Here is a 15,989-nt window from a genome sequence, read left to right as displayed (position 1 = left end):
CTTTGGTATGCTTTATAAATGTTGATTCTGTAGTATTTTTAGAATTTACATATTAAATAAAATAGATTAAACTTTACTCCAAGGTGGACAAAAAGGAGTACAAATTTCATGGTGATGAGTTCAGTAGGCAAGTAAGAAGTACCATTTAGGTACTTTTTATTTTACTCTATTCACCTTGTAGATTAAAGTTTTGTATTTACTTTGGTTAAAAATTATTAAAAAAACACCAACTAATGTATATACAACTGTGGTATAATTAGGATAGTGTTTAACAATGTTTTAAACATAAATATAAAACAGGAGGCATTTTATGTAAATATAGGTGATATTACTTATTTATGGTATAATTATCTACGATTTATATTTAAGTAATGAAGTTTAAATGACTTTATATAGCTTAAAGTAAATTATAAAATAAAGGAGTATTTAAAGTGAAAAAGAAAAACATAATTATTACAGCTCTTATGGCACTGTTTATAGTCTTTGCTGGTGTTAAGTCTGTATCAGCAGACCATGTAATTAATAAAAGCGAGACTGAAAGAATTAGTAAACTAATCAATGATATGCCAAAGAAGTTGAAAGATTCTTTTGATAGAGATTTTAAATATACTAAAATTGCTCGAAATGGTGGAGTATTTTTCTGGGGAAAAAATGGGGAACTTGCTTGGTATGAACTTGGAACTAAAACATTATTAGACCCTTTCAACGTAAATGAATTTGAAAAAATATATAATGGCTCATCTTTTTATGAAATATTAAACTCTAGTGTATATGTTGCTGAGACAAATAGAATTAGAGGTTATGATAATTTTGATAAAATCAAAAAAGAGCTTGATATGGAAGAAGAGGAAAGTGCAAAAAAATATAAAGAATACCTAGCAGAATTAATTGCAGATGGAAAGTATGCAAATGAAAAAGACTTTAGATATATTGGTGATGTTGCTAGAAATAAATTGGGAGTATTCTATTGGGGGGAAAATGGTTACTTAGCTTGGTATTATCCTGAAACTGGAGACAGCTCAGACCCCGTTTCAGACCCTATGATAAATAGAATAACTGGTGGTAGTCTTGAAAGTAGCGGACGCAATTATGCTGAATATGTGGCAGAAATTAATAAACGTAGAGGATATGACTCTCTTGAAAAAATTAAAGAGGGAATGAAGAAACCTAAGAGTGATACAACAGTTAAAGTTGAAGAAGTTCCTGCTAAAAAATCTGAAGAACCATTAAAAAAACAAGATACTGAACTTAAAGAAAAGAAAGTAGAAGAAAAGCCTACTACACAGAAACAAGGTTGGGTACAAGTTAACGGTAAATGGTTCTATTATGACCAATCAAACAACAAGCAATCTGGCTGGGTTCAAGTAAACGGTGCATGGTATTACCTAGCACAAGATGGAGAAATGAAGACAGGTTGGTTAAACCAAGGAGGCTCTTGGTACTATCTTACTGAGTCAGGCTCTATGAAAACTGGTTGGCAAAATGTCAACGGAACTTGGTATTATCTAAATGGTTCAGGAGCTATGCAAACAGGTTGGCTTAATCAATCTGGTACATGGTACTACTTAAACAGCTCAGGTTCTATGCAGACTGGATGGCTGAGTCAAAGTGGTACTTGGTATTACCTCACTGAATCAGGTTCTATGAAAACTGGTTGGTATCAAGTTAGCACTAAATGGTACTACTCTTATAGCTCAGGAGCATTAGCAGTTAGCACAACAGTTGACGGTTATACTGTAAATGCTAATGGGGAATGGATTTAGTAACACGTTTTTTAAAGTAATAGATAAGCACTGGATACTTAGATTCAGTGCTTTCTTTTTTCTTTTTGTTTTTTAATCGACTTCTTCAGTAAAGAAAAATAATTCTCATTCCTTATCTGAATAATGTAACCTCTAATCCTCACAATATACAAAAAGTACAGATAATTTCTAATTACCTGACCCACAGATTACTATTAAAAATTACTTCAAAAGAGACTATAACAATCTGAAGTATGATTGAAATAGCAATAGATACTAAAGTAACTGTCTACGGTTAGGTATATTTCGGATAAATTACACTTTAGTTGCTTTTTATTTTACACTAACTATCTTGGCTTAATTCAAGTATTTCCATAACCTTATGAACAATCATCTTATGCTGTGGGTGTCTCTGAATCTTCAATAATAGTTCCATCATTTCTGTATCTTGTGGCACAGAATAAGGTAAGAAAAAATCACTCAATGGAACTTCCAAAGCATCAACAATCTTCACAAAAGTTTCCAAAGAGATATTTCTGTGATTATTTTCTATCTGACTGATATAAGGAACGCTTAGATTTGTTCTTTCTGCTAATTCTTGCTGTGTAATCTTCTTTGAAGCTCGTAAGTCTCGTATCTGATTACTTATATTTTCTAATATATCATCCATTCCTTCACCCTCTATGTTAAATCTACTATCTATCTTATAGATTAAACAATAAGGTTTACATTCTCTATAGTTTAATATTAAACAAAAACATATTCTATTGTTAAAATTTGTGTGATATAATTATAACTATTAGGAAATATTTATTTTATTTCATTAAATAAAGTTAAACATTAGGAGGTTATATATGCTTAAAAAGCTCAAGGAATTGAGCAAAGAACAAAAGATTATAGGTAGTATTGTACTATTGTTTATCCTTTTTTTGTTCTTCACACTACTAACTAACGGTACCACAGAACCTTCACAAGCTCAAACTAAGGCTAATGATTCTGTCAAACAATCTTCACAAGTTAAACAGTCTAGTTCTTCCTCTACTTCATCATCCAGCAGTGAAACTAGCTCTAAAATAGAGAAATGGTCTCCAACTGGACATATAGCTGTAGATGCTTATCTAAATACACCACAAATTAAAATCATACTGCGAGCCAAAGCACTGAGAGAGGTATCACACAAACTCTCTAACACAGATAAACTCTACGAAGTTGAAGCTGAGGTAATTGGGATTGAAGAAAAAGATGAATACCGTGAGTACAACATAACAGGTAAGAAACTTCTTATCCGTACACCTGAATCACTAGCTGTGAAAATGAATGAACTTATGGTCTATACAGGAAATACAGTATCTTTAGAAAAATATGATTCAATCGATAAAGGTTCGTTAGTAATCAGTGAAGTGAGAAAAACAGAAAAAGCACAAGAAGAGGAAAAAGCAAGTATTGAAGCCTCCAAATCAAAAGAGGAGGAAAGGAAAGCATCTTCACGAGAAAAAGAGCAAGAGCAAGCTTCATCTCACACTACAACTACTCCTACACAATCGTCGACACCTGCTCCACAATCAAATTTAAGACCGTTCAAAAACTGTACGGAAGCACGAAAAGCAGGACGTGTAAACATACCTGCTAGTGACCCACAATATGGTCCATGGTTAGATAGAGACAAAGATGGATACGGATGTGATGAATAGTAAAAAAGTTCTTACTCTACTGTCACTACTACTTATTACAATCGTCACATTCACAGCATACTTAACCACTCTGCCTCAAACAGACTACCAGATAGCTGTGAACAGACTCCAAAAGATAAGTTTAGAGGCTGTGGAACAGAAAATACAACATCAAGAAAGCTTTTACCTATACACAGGGAGAGAAAGTTGTCCATACTGCCAAGAATTTGCTCCAAAGCTAGCAAAAGCAGTAGATAAAACTGAGACAACTGTGTATTACTTAGATAGTGAGCATATAGATAAGACAAGTTGGAATAACTTTAAAACAACTATAGGATTCAAAACAATCCCCAATCTCACTTACTTCACAAATGGTACAGTATATGACATATTACCGAAAGCAAGTCAAGCTAGTGTTGAAGTGATTGAATCATTTATAAGAAAGGAATAAATAATGAATACATACAAAATACTTAAGGACAATATTGAAACAATATATCTAGGTAAGGCTGATGGTAGCCTTCTAGAGATAGAAAGAAAATACTTTGACTTCCTTCCAGAGGTCGGAGAAGAGGTTGAAGTTTTTGGTACTGATGGAAACTACATCATTACTAGAAAACTCATAATAAATTCAGATACTCCCGATAACACTAAAACGTTGAAAATATGGGGATGGATTTGCACAGCAACCTCTCTGCTCTTCTTTCCTTTTATTTTTGGAGTAATAGGTATTGTCTTGGGATATCTCATCAGAAGCAGAGGGGATAGAGAACAAGGAACTGTTATAATGATTTGTGCAACTGGTGCTATGATTTTTGGAATGTGGTTAGGAGCCATTGTATGGGGGTAAATAATGAATAAAGGAAAAATTTTAAAGATAACTGAGAATACAGTGTACATAGGTTATGAAGATGGAAGTTTAAAGGAAATCCCCATTGAATCTTGTGACTTTGAACCTGCAATAGGTGATTATGTCGAGGTTTATGGTGATATTGTTATAAAGGTTGAAAGTAGCACAGTTAAAAAGCATAACTCTATAAAAACATCATTCTCAAGTAAGATAAAACCTATTTTAATAGCTCTTGTAGTTATTGTCTTGTCGATTAGTGCATATTTTATAATGAGTAAAATAACTACATCACAGAATACCTCTAATTCTTCTAAGTCCTCTACGTCTTCATCTAAGAGTAGTTCTAACTCTTCATCTCAAGAAAGTAGCTCTAGTTCTACAAAATCTTCGATATCAGGACTTGTTCCTAAGTCTTTATTAACAATCGACGATGAAGAAAGGATGGATAAGCAGAAATATACCTCGTCATTTAACTATGATAAATGGATTCATGATGAATTACCTCGCTATATGAAAATACGAGTTAGTGGGGAAGTTGTACAAGTAAAAGATCCAGACGATAAAGGTACTGTAATACAAATTGTTTCAAATGAATTAGGTTCAGGATATGGGGAACCTATTGCTGTTTTTATTCCGAACGGTTACTTATCAAGAGTCATAGTAGAAGGTGATAAATTAGTGTTGTATGGAAAAACTTATGGAGTTCTGCAGACTACAAAAGATAATTCTGTAATACTACGACCATTTATGATTGCTTATCTGCAGGAAACAGACAACTAGGAGAAGTTATGAAACGGTCTTTAAACTACAAAAAACCTACCTCTCATGTTTCTATCATGGATGCCTATACGTACGAAAACTAATACTACATGAAAAAGAAAACACATAACCAAATTATTCACATTTCAGATACACATGTTATCATTCGACTCCACACAAATGAGACTCTAAATGTTCCTATCAATGAGTTAACTTTTCACCCTAAAGTAAACGATATTGTTGAAGTTTACCAGAATCAGAATCATGTAGTAGTTTGTCCTCTACCACAGAACAACAATCTTTGGATTCTTGTAACCTCAATTACACTTCTACTTCTTACCATTATAGGAGTTACATTTTTGTTCTTTAGACAGTCAGATAGGAATATAGAAACAGTAGATAATCAATCTTCACAACAAAGCTCCTCTACTACTTCTAGTTCCTCTGCATCATCCAGCTCTTCATCCAGCACATCTACCACAAGCTCTAGCTCAACTGAAGATAGTATAATAGATACGACAGCCGAAGAGCTTCGAGATATGGAGAATGATGGTAGATTAAAGACTGGTCAACTATACCGCTTTACAGCAGAACTAACACGCCAAAAGTTTTGGGAATCGTACGTAGGACATTTTAAAGCTCTAGATACATACCATACTATTTGGGTAAAAGCTAGTAATGCTCCTATGACTGGTGTACAAGTACAAATTAAGAAATCTATGATTGAGGGATGGCAAGAAGGAGCAACCGTTACTTTCACAGTCAAAATCATGGAAGACTCTGAAAAATTTCAATTCTGGGTTGCTACTGATGCCACACTTATCACGACTACTACAGAAGAAAAGCACACAGAAACTGAGCCACTAAAACTTGACTCACAGGCTATTTTACAAGGAGACTACTCAAGTATAGCTGGTACGTGGAGGAATGAAACAGGATACGAATTAGTATTTAATAAGAATGGTTTAGTAAAAGGAGGACAGATAAGTAAAGCAGGGGTTTCAAACGAAGGAGTTATAGGATTTGATGTCAGAACAGGAGCTACAGGATACGGAATAAACATTTATCCTCCTGGTATAAGTATCCCCTTTAAACGTTTTGAAAATAATCGTTTGATATCAGTTGAAGATAAATCTGATAAAACAAAAATTAGAATTATAGCTGGACAAAATGCTCCAGATAAATCAGAACAAGTTTTTTATAAAACAGACTAAATCACAATTGACTCTACTTATAAGATATACCTTAACATCTGAAAATCCCTGCAATTACTCATTGCAGGGATTTTGTATATTATTTATATCACATGAACCTCCTTCAGACAATTCCACACTACTAACACATTTTTGATATAGAGAGTTAATCGGTGAATAGCAAAATTTACATAAATTCATCACTATTCTATTTTTTAATCGACCCTTAAAAATCCCATTATCACGCGCATTACTAACTACAAACACAGAAAGAGAAATTGATACTATTGTACAGTAAAAACTGATAGCTGAATCAAGTCAACACTACAAAAACATGAAATCCTATAATGTAAAACCTCTTTAAATAGCTATTTTTATTCTCTAATTTATCTCATAAGCATACGCCTTTATGCCGTGAAAGCAAATTGACAGTAAGTAGGCACAAAGTACGCTAAGAACGTCTCAGACGAAAGGCTTTAGTTTTTCGGATGGACAGTTCATTTGTACGAGAGTGCCTTGTTTCTTGCTGTCAATTAGACCATGGAATAAATTAGGCGTATTTGGTACTTAACAAAGCGTTTCACTCCTTTGCCTTCGCTCATGGCGGGCTAGTCGTTCACACTTTGTACTTTACTAAATGATACACTTGATACACTAATTTCTAACTTCTTAAGATAAATAAAACAAATAAAATTGAATATAGAAATGAAATTTACTGTTTCAAGTGTATCAAGAGCATGACTTCATTACATACCCTTTATGTCTCTTTGTAGTATCTAAACTGAAGGTCTTAGAATGAACAAAAAGAACCAAATCACTCTCATCAAAATCTTTACAACTAGATAATGTTGACTTAAAGACCCAGTTTGATGGAAGTGCATCTTTTAATTCTTTGTGAAAGGCTTCCTTAGTTCCTCGTTCTAAACCATTTCCTTCACAGAATTGTTTATATGCCCATAGCATAAATGAATTCGGCAAGAAAGTAGATTTCACACGACTAAACAGATAAGATGAAAACTGTTCAACACTTGTCATAGACTTCCCATGAATTTCCTTGATAGCAGGGTGGTGACTGATATCCTTGAATCCATCACTGATATCATATTCTAATGCATTTTGCAATACATATTCTAATACATCCTGACGTTTTAGATAAACCTGCTTTATTTCTCTCTTGTAACCATCTTTGTTAAATTCAGAAACGAAGGGAAGTATGAAAGTTCTTCTTGCTATAGCTTCTTTGTCTCCTTGAATCTTAATCAATCGATTAGATGATTGAACAATCACAGGAGTAAGTCGAGCAGAATAGGCCTGTTTGCCTTTCTTTTCGATTGTGACAATATCATGAGTAACTAGAGAAAACATAGTAGAAGGGTCTGTTATCACCTTATCAATAGGATTATCATCTCCAATAACTAAGTGTTTACCTATTAACTGTGAAGTGGCAAAACGGTTTCTACCATCTAATTCAGTTAGTTTCATGGAGGCTGTGTTACTCCTACCTACTAAGTTAATTAGCAACTCCTGGAAACTACCCTTACCTGTTCCTCCTTTTCCAATCAGCCAAATAATTCTCTCGTCAGCATAACCACGTATCACTGCCAAAATTGTTTGCCATGCTAAGTGAATTAGTTCAGCATCATTATTAAACAGTTCAGCTAACCAAGAATCAATAGACCAACCACCTAATACTGGAGAATTTGCTTCTGAATTATAATTTACTTGTACCTTATGTGTAAACACAATTGAAGGACTGTATTTCATTCCATACCGATAATAAGTATCATAAATACAATTCCCTAAAGCTATGTAACGTAAACCTTGATATATACTTACATTTTTACAGCTACAACTTAGTGCACAAATAATCTCGTTTATATCAGCACTCCTAAAAGAAGGTTCTAATCTTCTTACTAATTTAGGAACTATATCCCAAGCAGGTTGATAAATCCCCTCTTTTGGATTATACACAAATAAGCTACCTTCCCCAGCATCCTCTATTTCAGCTATACTAACCACAATGAGATGAGCCATTAAGAATTCTGCCATAATATGAAAAGGAGGTTTTCTCTTTTTCTGCTTTTCTTTATCTGAAACATCTGTATGTGGGTTAGAATCAATTACCTCATCTTTATATATTCGCCATGTATCCTTATATTTATCTATTGGAGTAGAGTTATCAAAAGATTGAATAGCATTCTCAGGATAAGTTTCAAATTCATAGTCAGATTCTAATACAGAATCTTTCGCTTTAATCTTAATTATTGACATATTAACGTTCCTTTTGTTTATAAACATCACACTGTATAGTGTATTTGAGCAATTGAATCTGTGATTCAACATGGAAACAACTTCCTATGTATTTCAAGTAATCATAGGAAGTTTCAACTATATTTTTTATTATTTCATACAATATAGTTACTCCTTTCTAGTAATTGAAAGGAACTTCATAACATCTGATTTCTTATAGAAAACTTTGCGAGTTCCTTCTATCGGTGGACAGTATCTGGTTAACCCCAAATGCTCCCATTCATGCAGAGTTACTAAACTAATACCTAGTTCTTTGATTAACTCTTTCTGTTGTATCAAGCCAAACGAGTCACTGCGAGATTGAAGCACTGCGTGTGATAGATAATCATCTATTAAAAACTCAATCCTTCCCAACAATGCTAGTTCTGCTTCTTGAGATAATATCCCCTGTGGTATACTATACATATATCCTCCTTCTTTCCTATTTGTTCACAACTATCCTCTCATAACTATTACAGCTCGCCTGTTAACCAAGTTAACTAAGTTAAGTAACTTGGGTTATGTTTTGAATTTTATCAGTTTTCTGTTTACATGTCAAGAGTTTTGTGCTAAAATATTACTAAAGTTATTAAACGGAGGTTAAATATGATAGGAGCATATCTTAAAAAATACCGTACAGAGGGTAACGTAACTACTAAAAGACTTGCTGAATATCTGAAAGTATCACAGTCTTATGTCTCACAAATTGAAAATGAGAAAAAGATTCCCAGCGTAAAGAAGCTCTTTGAAATCACTGAATGTATTGCTGCATGCTCTATAAAAGAAAAATGCGAACAAGATGGATTAAATTCTGAGGAGTACTATATAGAATATCAAACATTAGCTAGCTCTTATATTGATGAGATAATTAAAAATATTAATCTGGATTCAATCCATAATGATAAAGAAAAACAGATGTTAAAAGACTTAATAGAATTCAATGATAAAACATCATCTTTACCATGGGTATCCACAACATACAAAGATATTAGCCAAGATATTATCAATGGGGAAAAGATTAAAATCAACCTTGATTATATCTTTAGGAAGAATGTAAAAATAACTATTGATGGTCAAGCACTCACAACTGAGGACTTAACCGCTCTACAGATACTAATTGAAGGTATTCGTTCTAGACACAAATCATAATATCTATTTTTCATAACCTTTTACAGCTTGCCTACTGATGTTAGAAAGGTTAAGAAATGAAAATAGCAGAAATTAAAAAACAAAATGGTAGCATTGTATATCGTTCTAGAGTATATCTTGGTACCGATTTATCAACTGGAAAAAGGGTACAAGCTAATCTGACAGCTAGAACAAAAACTGAATTGAAGAAAAAAGCTCAATTAGCTAAGGCTGAATTCCAAAATAATGGCTTCACTAAAAAGGAAACAATCCCACTAACAAGCTATGAAGAAGTAGCTCAACTATGGTGGGAAAGCTATCAACACACAGTGAAACCAAATACGCAAGATTCAGTAAAGCGACTACTATCTAACCATGTGATTCCTTTATTTGGTTCTTATAAGTTAGATAAGTTAACTGCTCCCATTATTCAGCGCATTGTTAATCAACTAGCTCTACGTGCTAACAAACGAGAAGAAGGCGCATTTCTACACTATGATAAAATTCACGCGCTAAATAAACGTATACTACAGTATGCTGTGACGATGCAGATTATTGATATAAATCCAGCTCGTGAAGCTATTCTTCCTCGTAAAATAAAAAAGGGTAGAAACAAAGTAAAACACTTTAATAACTTAGAGTTAAAGCAATTTCTCAGCTATTTAGAAGAGGCTAACTTAGCAATATATAGAAATATCTATGAAATTACTTTGTATAAGTTTCTTCTTGCTACTGGTTGCCGTATTAACGAAGCCTTAGCTCTACACTGGTCAGATATTGACCTACATAATGCAACTGTGAATATTACAAAGACACTAAATCATTTAGGTGAGATTAACAGCCCAAAGTCTGAAGCAAGTTATCGCACAATTGATATTGACCCACAAACTATAAAGGTCTTAAAAGTGTATCAAAAAAGACAAAGGCAAGAAGCTTGGAAACTTGGTCGAACTGAAACTGTTGTCTTCTCAGATTTTATTCATAAATACCCAAACAATAAAACACTATCAACTCGTTTAAACACACGTTTCAAACATGCTGGCGTTCCTAATATCGGATTCCATGGTTTTAGACACACACACGCTAGTCTCTTGTTAAACTCTGGAATACCATATAAAGAATTACAACACCGTCTAGGTCATTCTACACTAGCTATGACTATGGACACTTACAGTCATCTCTCCAAAGAAAAAGCAAAAACAGCCGTCTCATTTTATGAGAAAGCTGTTAGTTCGTTATAAGTGATGACAAAAATGATTACAAACCCAGAAATCAACATTTTAAGACAAAGCAAAAAGCCCACTGTTGTAGGCTTTCTGTAAGATATATCTTAAAATTAAAGCATTTTGTTGTAGAATTCAACGACAAGTGCTTCGTTGATTTCTGGGTTGATTTCGTCGCGTTCTGGCAAGCGAGTCAATGAACCTTCCAATTTTTCAGCGTCAAATGATACGAATGCTGGACGTCCAAGAGTAGCTTCTACTGCTTCAAGGATAGCTGGAACTTTCAATGATTTTTCACGAACTGAGATCACTTGACCTGGAGTTACGCGGTATGATGGGATATCAACGCGTTTTCCGTCAACAAGGATGTGACCGTGGTTTACGAATTGACGAGCTTGACGACGAGTAGTCGCAAGACCAAGACGGTAAACAACGTTATCCAAACGACGTTCCAAAAGAAGCATGAAGTTGAAACCTAGGATTCCGCCTTTGATTTTTGTAGCTTGTACGAACAAGTTACGGAATTGTTTTTCACCTACACCGTAAGTGAAACGAAGTTTTTGTTTTTCAGCCAATTGCAAACCGTATTCTGACAATTTAGAACGGTTGTTTGGTCCGTGTTGTCCTGGTACGTAGTTACGACGTGCCAATTCTTTACCTGTACCTGTAAGTGAAAGGCCAAGGCGACGAGCTTGTTTCCAAGATGGTCCTGTATAACGTGACATGTGAATGTCCTCCTGATATAAATAATATTTCGGTGGAAATAGTCACTTAGAAAGCCCTGATTCGTGCAGATGCCCTTCGCCTAAACAGCCAAGGTTACTTATCATAAGACACCTGTTGACGAGCTTCATGCTTTCCTGCTGATATTTCACACAAAATCCATTTTACCATGAATGGCTAGATTTGTAAAGGGGTTTTAAGCTTTATTTTCACTGCCAGAGAGATTGAGAACGAGGGTAAAGGTGCTTCCGAGACCGTACTGGCTAGTAACGGTGATTTCTCCACCCAATTGATGAGCCAATTCACGCGCAATCGCAAGTCCTAAGCCATGACCACCCGTTTTCATGTTACGCGAAGTTTCGACACGATAAAGGCGTTTGAAAATATTCTCCAAATCCTCTGGGGCAATGCCCTGTCCCTCATCGCTCACACTGATTGAAAGCTGGTTCTTCTCCAGCTTAGCCACCACTTCCAGCTTGGTTCCCGGAGCTGAGTATTTAAAAGCATTATTGACCAGATTCACCAAGATACGAGAAAGTTTGGCATAATCTCCTTCAATCCGGGCAGACTCTGGGATTACCTGCAAGTGGACATCTCGCTCCTCCTGCTCAATCAAGAACTGAAATTCACTCATGCACTCAATCAAGAGCTGGTCCAGAAAAATGCTGTCCTTGCTAGTCGTTTCGACCTGATTTCTAGCTGTGTTTAGGGTCAAAAAATTCAACTCCTCAACCAGTTTATTGAGTCTTTCCGTCTGGCGCCCAATGGTTGCTAGATAATGGTCCTGTTCTCCTTCCTTGATAACCCCATCCAAAATCCCTTCTACCGTCGCTTGGATTGAAGTGATGGGGGTCTTGATATCATGCGATAGCTGGGCAATCATCAAGCCCTTTTCTCGTTCGCTTTCTTCCAAAGAATCAAAGGTGGCCTGCAAATCATGGGACATTTCATTGAAAGCTTGGCCTAATTGCTGAAATTCTACAGGGCCTTGAACCTCCAGATTTGAAGGAAAGTCCTTGTCTGCTACCCGCTTAGCATGTTCCTTAAGTTTGCTCAACGAAGTAAAGACCGGCGATAGGAGAAAGAGACTAATCCCAGCACCGACAAAACTAGCCATGAGAGTCATCCCCACTAAGAAATAAATCTCACTTTTTTCAATTAGCATTCGCTGGATAGCCCAAAAAACCACGATAATCGTTAGGAGTGTTGAAATAATATACCCCACTAAAATATAACTTTTTAATTTCATTAACTACCTCGTGCTTTCTCAATTTTGTAGCCCAAGCCCCAGACGGTTTTGATGGTGGGTGTTTCTGCGCTGGCATGTTTAGCCAACTCCTGTCGAAGAGCATGAATATGAACATTCAAGGTATTGGTGTCATCCACATAGTCTTCTTGCCAGACCTTTTCATAGAGGTCTGTCTTAGAGAAAACCCGCTCTGGATTGCTGGCTAAAAGCCATAGAAGTTCGAAGGATTTGACGGTCAAATCAAGCGCCACATCTCCAACTTGGACCTCATGGCTACCATGATTCATCCGTAAATTCCCGAGACTGACGACTTCTGTCTCACCTCCACGATGAAGGCGACGCAAGATATTGTGGACACGCAAAACCAGCTCACGAGGACTAAAGGGCTTGGCAATAAAGTCATCTGCCCCTAAGCTCAAGCCGTAAATCTTGTCCTGCTCACTGGTCTTAGCCGTGATAAAGAGAAAAGGCTGATCCGGAGATTGATACTGAACTTCGCTAATCAAATCATAACCATCCATCCGAGGCATCATGATATCTGTAATAATCAAATCAATTGGTTTTCGCTTGAAGATTTCCAAGGCCTCTACTCCATCATGGGCCACCAAAACCTGATATCCTGCCTGAACCAGATAACGTTGATGAATATCTGTGATTTCTACCTCGTCGTCAACGAGTAAAATTGTCTTTCCCATCTGTCTCTCCTTTGAAAAAAACAGTGCTATACCACAATAGTATAACACTATTTTTATCTCTTTACGAACATTCTAAACGATATATGGATTTTTCAAATCCTAGATAGAAAGTCTGTAACTAGACTAGTCATTTTCCTCTTTTTTAGCTTTCAAACCGAGGCCGCCTAGAAGTCCGGCCAAAGCTAATCCAAAGAATCCAATAGTAGCCATTGATGTTTGGGCTTCACCAGTATATGGAAGCATGTCTTTTTGGTCTTTCATTTGATCAGTCATCATCGGACTTGATACCTTGTTATTAGATACCATCTTGCCTTCATCAGACATTTTGCTTGAGGCTGCTGGAGCTTGATCTTGTTTCATGCTTGGTGTTGCCATAGGCTGGCTAGCATTCATGGTTTTGTCCTGCTCTTTGTTAGGCATCATCTTATCCTGACTAGTAGCTGGCATTTTAGATTTCATATCATCTTGATTGGCACTAGGCATTTGAGCGTTCATCTTAGACGCATCTTGATGACTATTCATCATTGGAGCCGGCATAGCTGAACTATTAGAAGATGGGACGAAACCTGACTGCATCGGAATCAGAGACTGATGTCCATGCAAGTTCACTGTCAAATCCTTAGTTGCTACGAGATTAGTCAAATCAGCCTTTCCATCTTTGGCACCGTACACTTTAATAGTAGCTTTATAACTTTGAGTTCCATTTTGTTTCAAAAGGTCTAGAAGCTCTTTATCTGATTTACCTTGGGTACCGGCCAAATCCACTTCATAGAAGTAAAGGCCTTTGCCCAATTTCTCTACTGGTGGAAGAGCTGGATTTTTAGCTGAACCATTGTCTGACCATGGGGCTTTGTCGGATGCTTTCAAGATAAGGCGAGTTAACATACCGTCACCGGCGAAGAATTCGTATGGAATGACTTGGTTAACACCAGCTGTGAATGGGCCTGGGAAGTTGGCTTTGTCCAAGTAAGAGGCTGGAACATCCACTGTGTCTTTAGTATTGTCAGCCACACCTTTTTGCACTTCAGCTGGAGTAGTCAAACCATTCAAGTTAACATCCAAATCCTTTGTCGCTACAAGGTTGCTCAAATCCGCCTTGCCGTCTTTAGCACCGTACAGTTTAATAGTAGCTTTATAACTTTGAGTTCCATTTTGTTTCAAGAGGTCTAGAAGCTCTTTATCTGATTTACCTTGGGTGCCTGCCAAATCCACTTCATAGAAGTAAAGGCCTTTGCCCAATTTCTCTACTGGTAGAAGAGCAGGGTTTTTAGCTGAACCATTGTCTGACCATGGAGCCTTGTCGGATGCTTTCAAGATGAGACGAGTCAACATACCGTCACCAGCGAAGAATTCATATGGGATGACTTGATTGACACCAGCGGTGAATGGACCTGGGAAGTTAGCTTTATCTAGATAAGTAGCTGGAACGTCTACTGTGTCTTTGGTATTGTCTGCCACACCTTTTTGAACTTCAGCTGGAGTAGTTAAGCCGTTCAAGTTGACATCCAAATCTTTTGTCGCTACGAGATTACTCAAATCAGCCTTGCCGTCTTTCGCACCGTACACTTTGATAGTTGCTTTATAGCTTTGAGTGCCGTTTTGTTTCAAGAGGTCTAGAAGCTCTTTATCTGATTTACCTTGAGTTCCTGCCAAATCCACTTCGTAGAAGTAAAGGCCTTTGCCCAATTTTTCTACTGGTGGAAGAGCGGGATTTTTAGCTGAACCATTGTCTGACCATGGAGCCTTGTCGGATGCTTTCAAGATAAGGCGAGTCAACATACCGTCACCAGCGAAGAATTTGTATGGAATGACTTGGTTGACGCCGGCTGTGAATGGGCCTGGGAAGTTGGCTTTATCCAAATAAGTGGCTGGAACATCCACTGTGTCTTTAGTGTTGTCGGCCACGCCTTTTTGGACTTCAGCTGGGGTAGTTGCTGGCTGCACTTCACTTGCTTCACGGTCTTGTCCAGAAACTGTAGGCGCAGGATTTGTCGCAGGTTTAACCGCTCCCTCTGTTTCTTTCTTAGATTCTGGTTTTGCTTGCACTTCTTCTTTTGGCGCTACCACTTGGTCTTTATCAGCTACATTCACTTTTTCTGGAGAGCTTGTAGCATCCAAGCTTGCTTTAGGTGTTGAGTCTACCTGTTCTGAAGGAAGAGCTGTATCGACTGCTTCTTTGAGAAGTTCTGCTGGTAAGTCGCTCTTTTCACTCACTGAAGCAGCGTCTGGTACGACTTGAGCAGGGGTTGGATTGACCACATCGGCACGCACAGAACTTGGTTGGCCAACTAGGACAAAGAAGCCACTGGCCACAACAACTGAGGCAACACCGACACTAAGACGACGAATAGACCAACGAGTATATCTTTGATTTGGATTGAATTTCATAGGATTCTCCTTAGAGTTTTTCTTTATTTGATGACTCTAGTATAATCTCCTAAAATTAAAAAGGATTAAGAAAAAGTTAA

The 15,989-nt window shown here is 36.6% G+C and carries 15 protein-coding genes; 8 read left to right on the top strand and 7 right to left on the bottom strand.

What is annotated here, in order from left to right:
* The first annotated feature begins 431 nt into the window (after nucleotides 1-431).
* Entirely contained in the window at nucleotides 432-1,763 is a 1,332-nt protein-coding gene (locus tag ACLNCW_RS04165; RefSeq protein ID WP_424845417.1) for a hypothetical protein, read from the top strand.
* 322 nt (nucleotides 1,764-2,085) lie between these two features.
* Here the strand turns inward: ACLNCW_RS04165 and ACLNCW_RS04160 are convergent, their stop codons facing one another.
* On the bottom strand, nucleotides 2,086-2,412 hold the full coding sequence (locus ACLNCW_RS04160) for a helix-turn-helix transcriptional regulator (protein WP_261074074.1): 327 nt from the start codon (nucleotides 2,410-2,412) through the stop codon (nucleotides 2,086-2,088).
* A 184-nt stretch (nucleotides 2,413-2,596) separates the two neighbouring features.
* On the opposite strand from ACLNCW_RS04160, the gene ACLNCW_RS04155 reads away from it, so the two are divergent.
* From ACLNCW_RS04155 to ACLNCW_RS04135, 5 genes are all read left to right on the top strand, one after another.
* Nucleotides 2,597-3,433: an excalibur calcium-binding domain-containing protein gene (locus ACLNCW_RS04155; protein ID WP_261038881.1), complete on the top strand. Its 837-nt coding sequence runs from the start codon at nucleotides 2,597-2,599 to the stop codon at nucleotides 3,431-3,433.
* Nucleotides 3,411-3,863: a thioredoxin domain-containing protein gene (locus ACLNCW_RS04150; protein ID WP_424845416.1), complete on the top strand. Its 453-nt coding sequence runs from the start codon at nucleotides 3,411-3,413 to the stop codon at nucleotides 3,861-3,863. The genes ACLNCW_RS04155 and ACLNCW_RS04150 overlap by 23 nt, the downstream gene beginning before the upstream one ends.
* 3 nt (nucleotides 3,864-3,866) lie before the next feature.
* Complete coding sequence (locus ACLNCW_RS04145; protein ID WP_261014716.1) at nucleotides 3,867-4,262, top strand: hypothetical protein; 396 nt, start codon at nucleotides 3,867-3,869, stop codon at nucleotides 4,260-4,262.
* A gap of 3 nt (nucleotides 4,263-4,265) precedes the next feature.
* Nucleotides 4,266-5,042, top strand: a complete 777-nt coding sequence (locus ACLNCW_RS04140; protein ID WP_424845415.1) for a hypothetical protein — start codon at nucleotides 4,266-4,268, stop codon at nucleotides 5,040-5,042.
* Between the two features lie 89 nt (nucleotides 5,043-5,131).
* Nucleotides 5,132-6,235, top strand: a complete 1,104-nt coding sequence (locus tag ACLNCW_RS04135; protein ID WP_424845414.1) for a DUF6287 domain-containing protein — start codon at nucleotides 5,132-5,134, stop codon at nucleotides 6,233-6,235.
* Nucleotides 6,236-6,943: 708 nt separating this feature from the next.
* Here ACLNCW_RS04135 and ACLNCW_RS04130 read toward each other — a convergent pair.
* Complete coding sequence (locus ACLNCW_RS04130) at nucleotides 6,944-8,485, bottom strand: phage/plasmid primase, P4 family (RefSeq protein WP_424845413.1); 1,542 nt, start codon at nucleotides 8,483-8,485, stop codon at nucleotides 6,944-6,946.
* A 147-nt stretch (nucleotides 8,486-8,632) separates the two neighbouring features.
* Nucleotides 8,633-8,929: a hypothetical protein gene (locus tag ACLNCW_RS04125; RefSeq protein WP_424845412.1), complete on the bottom strand. Its 297-nt coding sequence runs from the start codon at nucleotides 8,927-8,929 to the stop codon at nucleotides 8,633-8,635.
* A 180-nt stretch (nucleotides 8,930-9,109) separates the two neighbouring features.
* Between ACLNCW_RS04125 and ACLNCW_RS04120 the strand changes: the two genes are divergently transcribed.
* A complete protein-coding gene (locus tag ACLNCW_RS04120; protein ID WP_084947442.1) occupies nucleotides 9,110-9,652 on the top strand; it encodes a helix-turn-helix domain-containing protein in 543 nt (180 codons plus the stop codon).
* A gap of 56 nt (nucleotides 9,653-9,708) precedes the next feature.
* A complete protein-coding gene (locus tag ACLNCW_RS04115; protein WP_424845411.1) occupies nucleotides 9,709-10,872 on the top strand; it encodes a tyrosine-type recombinase/integrase in 1,164 nt (387 codons plus the stop codon).
* A 95-nt stretch (nucleotides 10,873-10,967) separates the two neighbouring features.
* Here ACLNCW_RS04115 and rpsD read toward each other — a convergent pair whose 3' ends face one another.
* From rpsD to ACLNCW_RS04095, 4 genes are all read right to left on the bottom strand, one after another.
* A complete protein-coding gene (rpsD, locus tag ACLNCW_RS04110; RefSeq protein ID WP_000092756.1) occupies nucleotides 10,968-11,579 on the bottom strand; it encodes a 30S ribosomal protein S4 in 612 nt (203 codons plus the stop codon).
* A gap of 194 nt (nucleotides 11,580-11,773) precedes the next feature.
* Nucleotides 11,774-12,826 (bottom strand): sensor histidine kinase, encoded by a 1,053-nt coding sequence (locus ACLNCW_RS04105; protein WP_424845410.1) that lies wholly within the window; start codon nucleotides 12,824-12,826, stop codon nucleotides 11,774-11,776.
* Nucleotides 12,826-13,521, bottom strand: coding sequence for a response regulator transcription factor (locus ACLNCW_RS04100; protein WP_261014514.1), 696 nt, complete (start codon nucleotides 13,519-13,521; stop codon nucleotides 12,826-12,828). The genes ACLNCW_RS04105 and ACLNCW_RS04100 overlap by 1 nt, the downstream gene beginning before the upstream one ends.
* Before the next feature lie 123 nt (nucleotides 13,522-13,644).
* A complete protein-coding gene (locus tag ACLNCW_RS04095) occupies nucleotides 13,645-15,909 on the bottom strand; it encodes an SSURE domain-containing protein (protein ID WP_424845409.1) in 2,265 nt (754 codons plus the stop codon).
* Nucleotides 15,910-15,989: the final 80 nt, after the last annotated feature.

Origin of the sequence: Streptococcus sp. CL6.22, assembly GCF_049738055.1 — a bacterium.
GTDB lineage: Bacteria > Bacillota > Bacilli > Lactobacillales > Streptococcaceae > Streptococcus > Streptococcus mitis_DJ.
The sequence above is the reverse complement of the archived record's forward strand: the minus strand, read 5'-3'. Positions and strand labels throughout refer to the sequence as shown.

Bases quoted from the DNA above. Each gene is read 5' to 3' on its own strand.
- ACLNCW_RS04125 (WP_424845412.1), bottom strand. From the start codon at position 8,929: ATGTATAGTATACCACAGGGGATATTATCTCAAGAAGCAGAACTAGCA.
- rpsD (WP_000092756.1), bottom strand. From the start codon at position 11,579: ATGTCACGTTATACAGGACCATCTTGGAAACAAGCTCGTCGCCTTGGC.
- ACLNCW_RS04160 (WP_261074074.1), bottom strand. From the start codon at position 2,412: ATGGATGATATATTAGAAAATATAAGTAATCAGATACGAGACTTACGA.
- ACLNCW_RS04100 (WP_261014514.1), bottom strand. From the start codon at position 13,521: ATGGGAAAGACAATTTTACTCGTTGACGACGAGGTAGAAATCACAGAT.
- ACLNCW_RS04130 (WP_424845413.1), bottom strand. From the start codon at position 8,485: ATGTCAATAATTAAGATTAAAGCGAAAGATTCTGTATTAGAATCTGAC.
- ACLNCW_RS04150 (WP_424845416.1), top strand. From the start codon at position 3,411: ATGGATACGGATGTGATGAATAGTAAAAAAGTTCTTACTCTACTGTCA.
- ACLNCW_RS04140 (WP_424845415.1), top strand. From the start codon at position 4,266: ATGAATAAAGGAAAAATTTTAAAGATAACTGAGAATACAGTGTACATA.
- ACLNCW_RS04095 (WP_424845409.1), bottom strand. From the start codon at position 15,909: ATGAAATTCAATCCAAATCAAAGATATACTCGTTGGTCTATTCGTCGT.
- ACLNCW_RS04145 (WP_261014716.1), top strand. From the start codon at position 3,867: ATGAATACATACAAAATACTTAAGGACAATATTGAAACAATATATCTA.
- ACLNCW_RS04105 (WP_424845410.1), bottom strand. From the start codon at position 12,826: ATGAAATTAAAAAGTTATATTTTAGTGGGGTATATTATTTCAACACTC.
- ACLNCW_RS04155 (WP_261038881.1), top strand. From the start codon at position 2,597: ATGCTTAAAAAGCTCAAGGAATTGAGCAAAGAACAAAAGATTATAGGT.
- ACLNCW_RS04115 (WP_424845411.1), top strand. From the start codon at position 9,709: ATGAAAATAGCAGAAATTAAAAAACAAAATGGTAGCATTGTATATCGT.
- ACLNCW_RS04120 (WP_084947442.1), top strand. From the start codon at position 9,110: ATGATAGGAGCATATCTTAAAAAATACCGTACAGAGGGTAACGTAACT.
- ACLNCW_RS04135 (WP_424845414.1), top strand. From the start codon at position 5,132: ATGAAAAAGAAAACACATAACCAAATTATTCACATTTCAGATACACAT.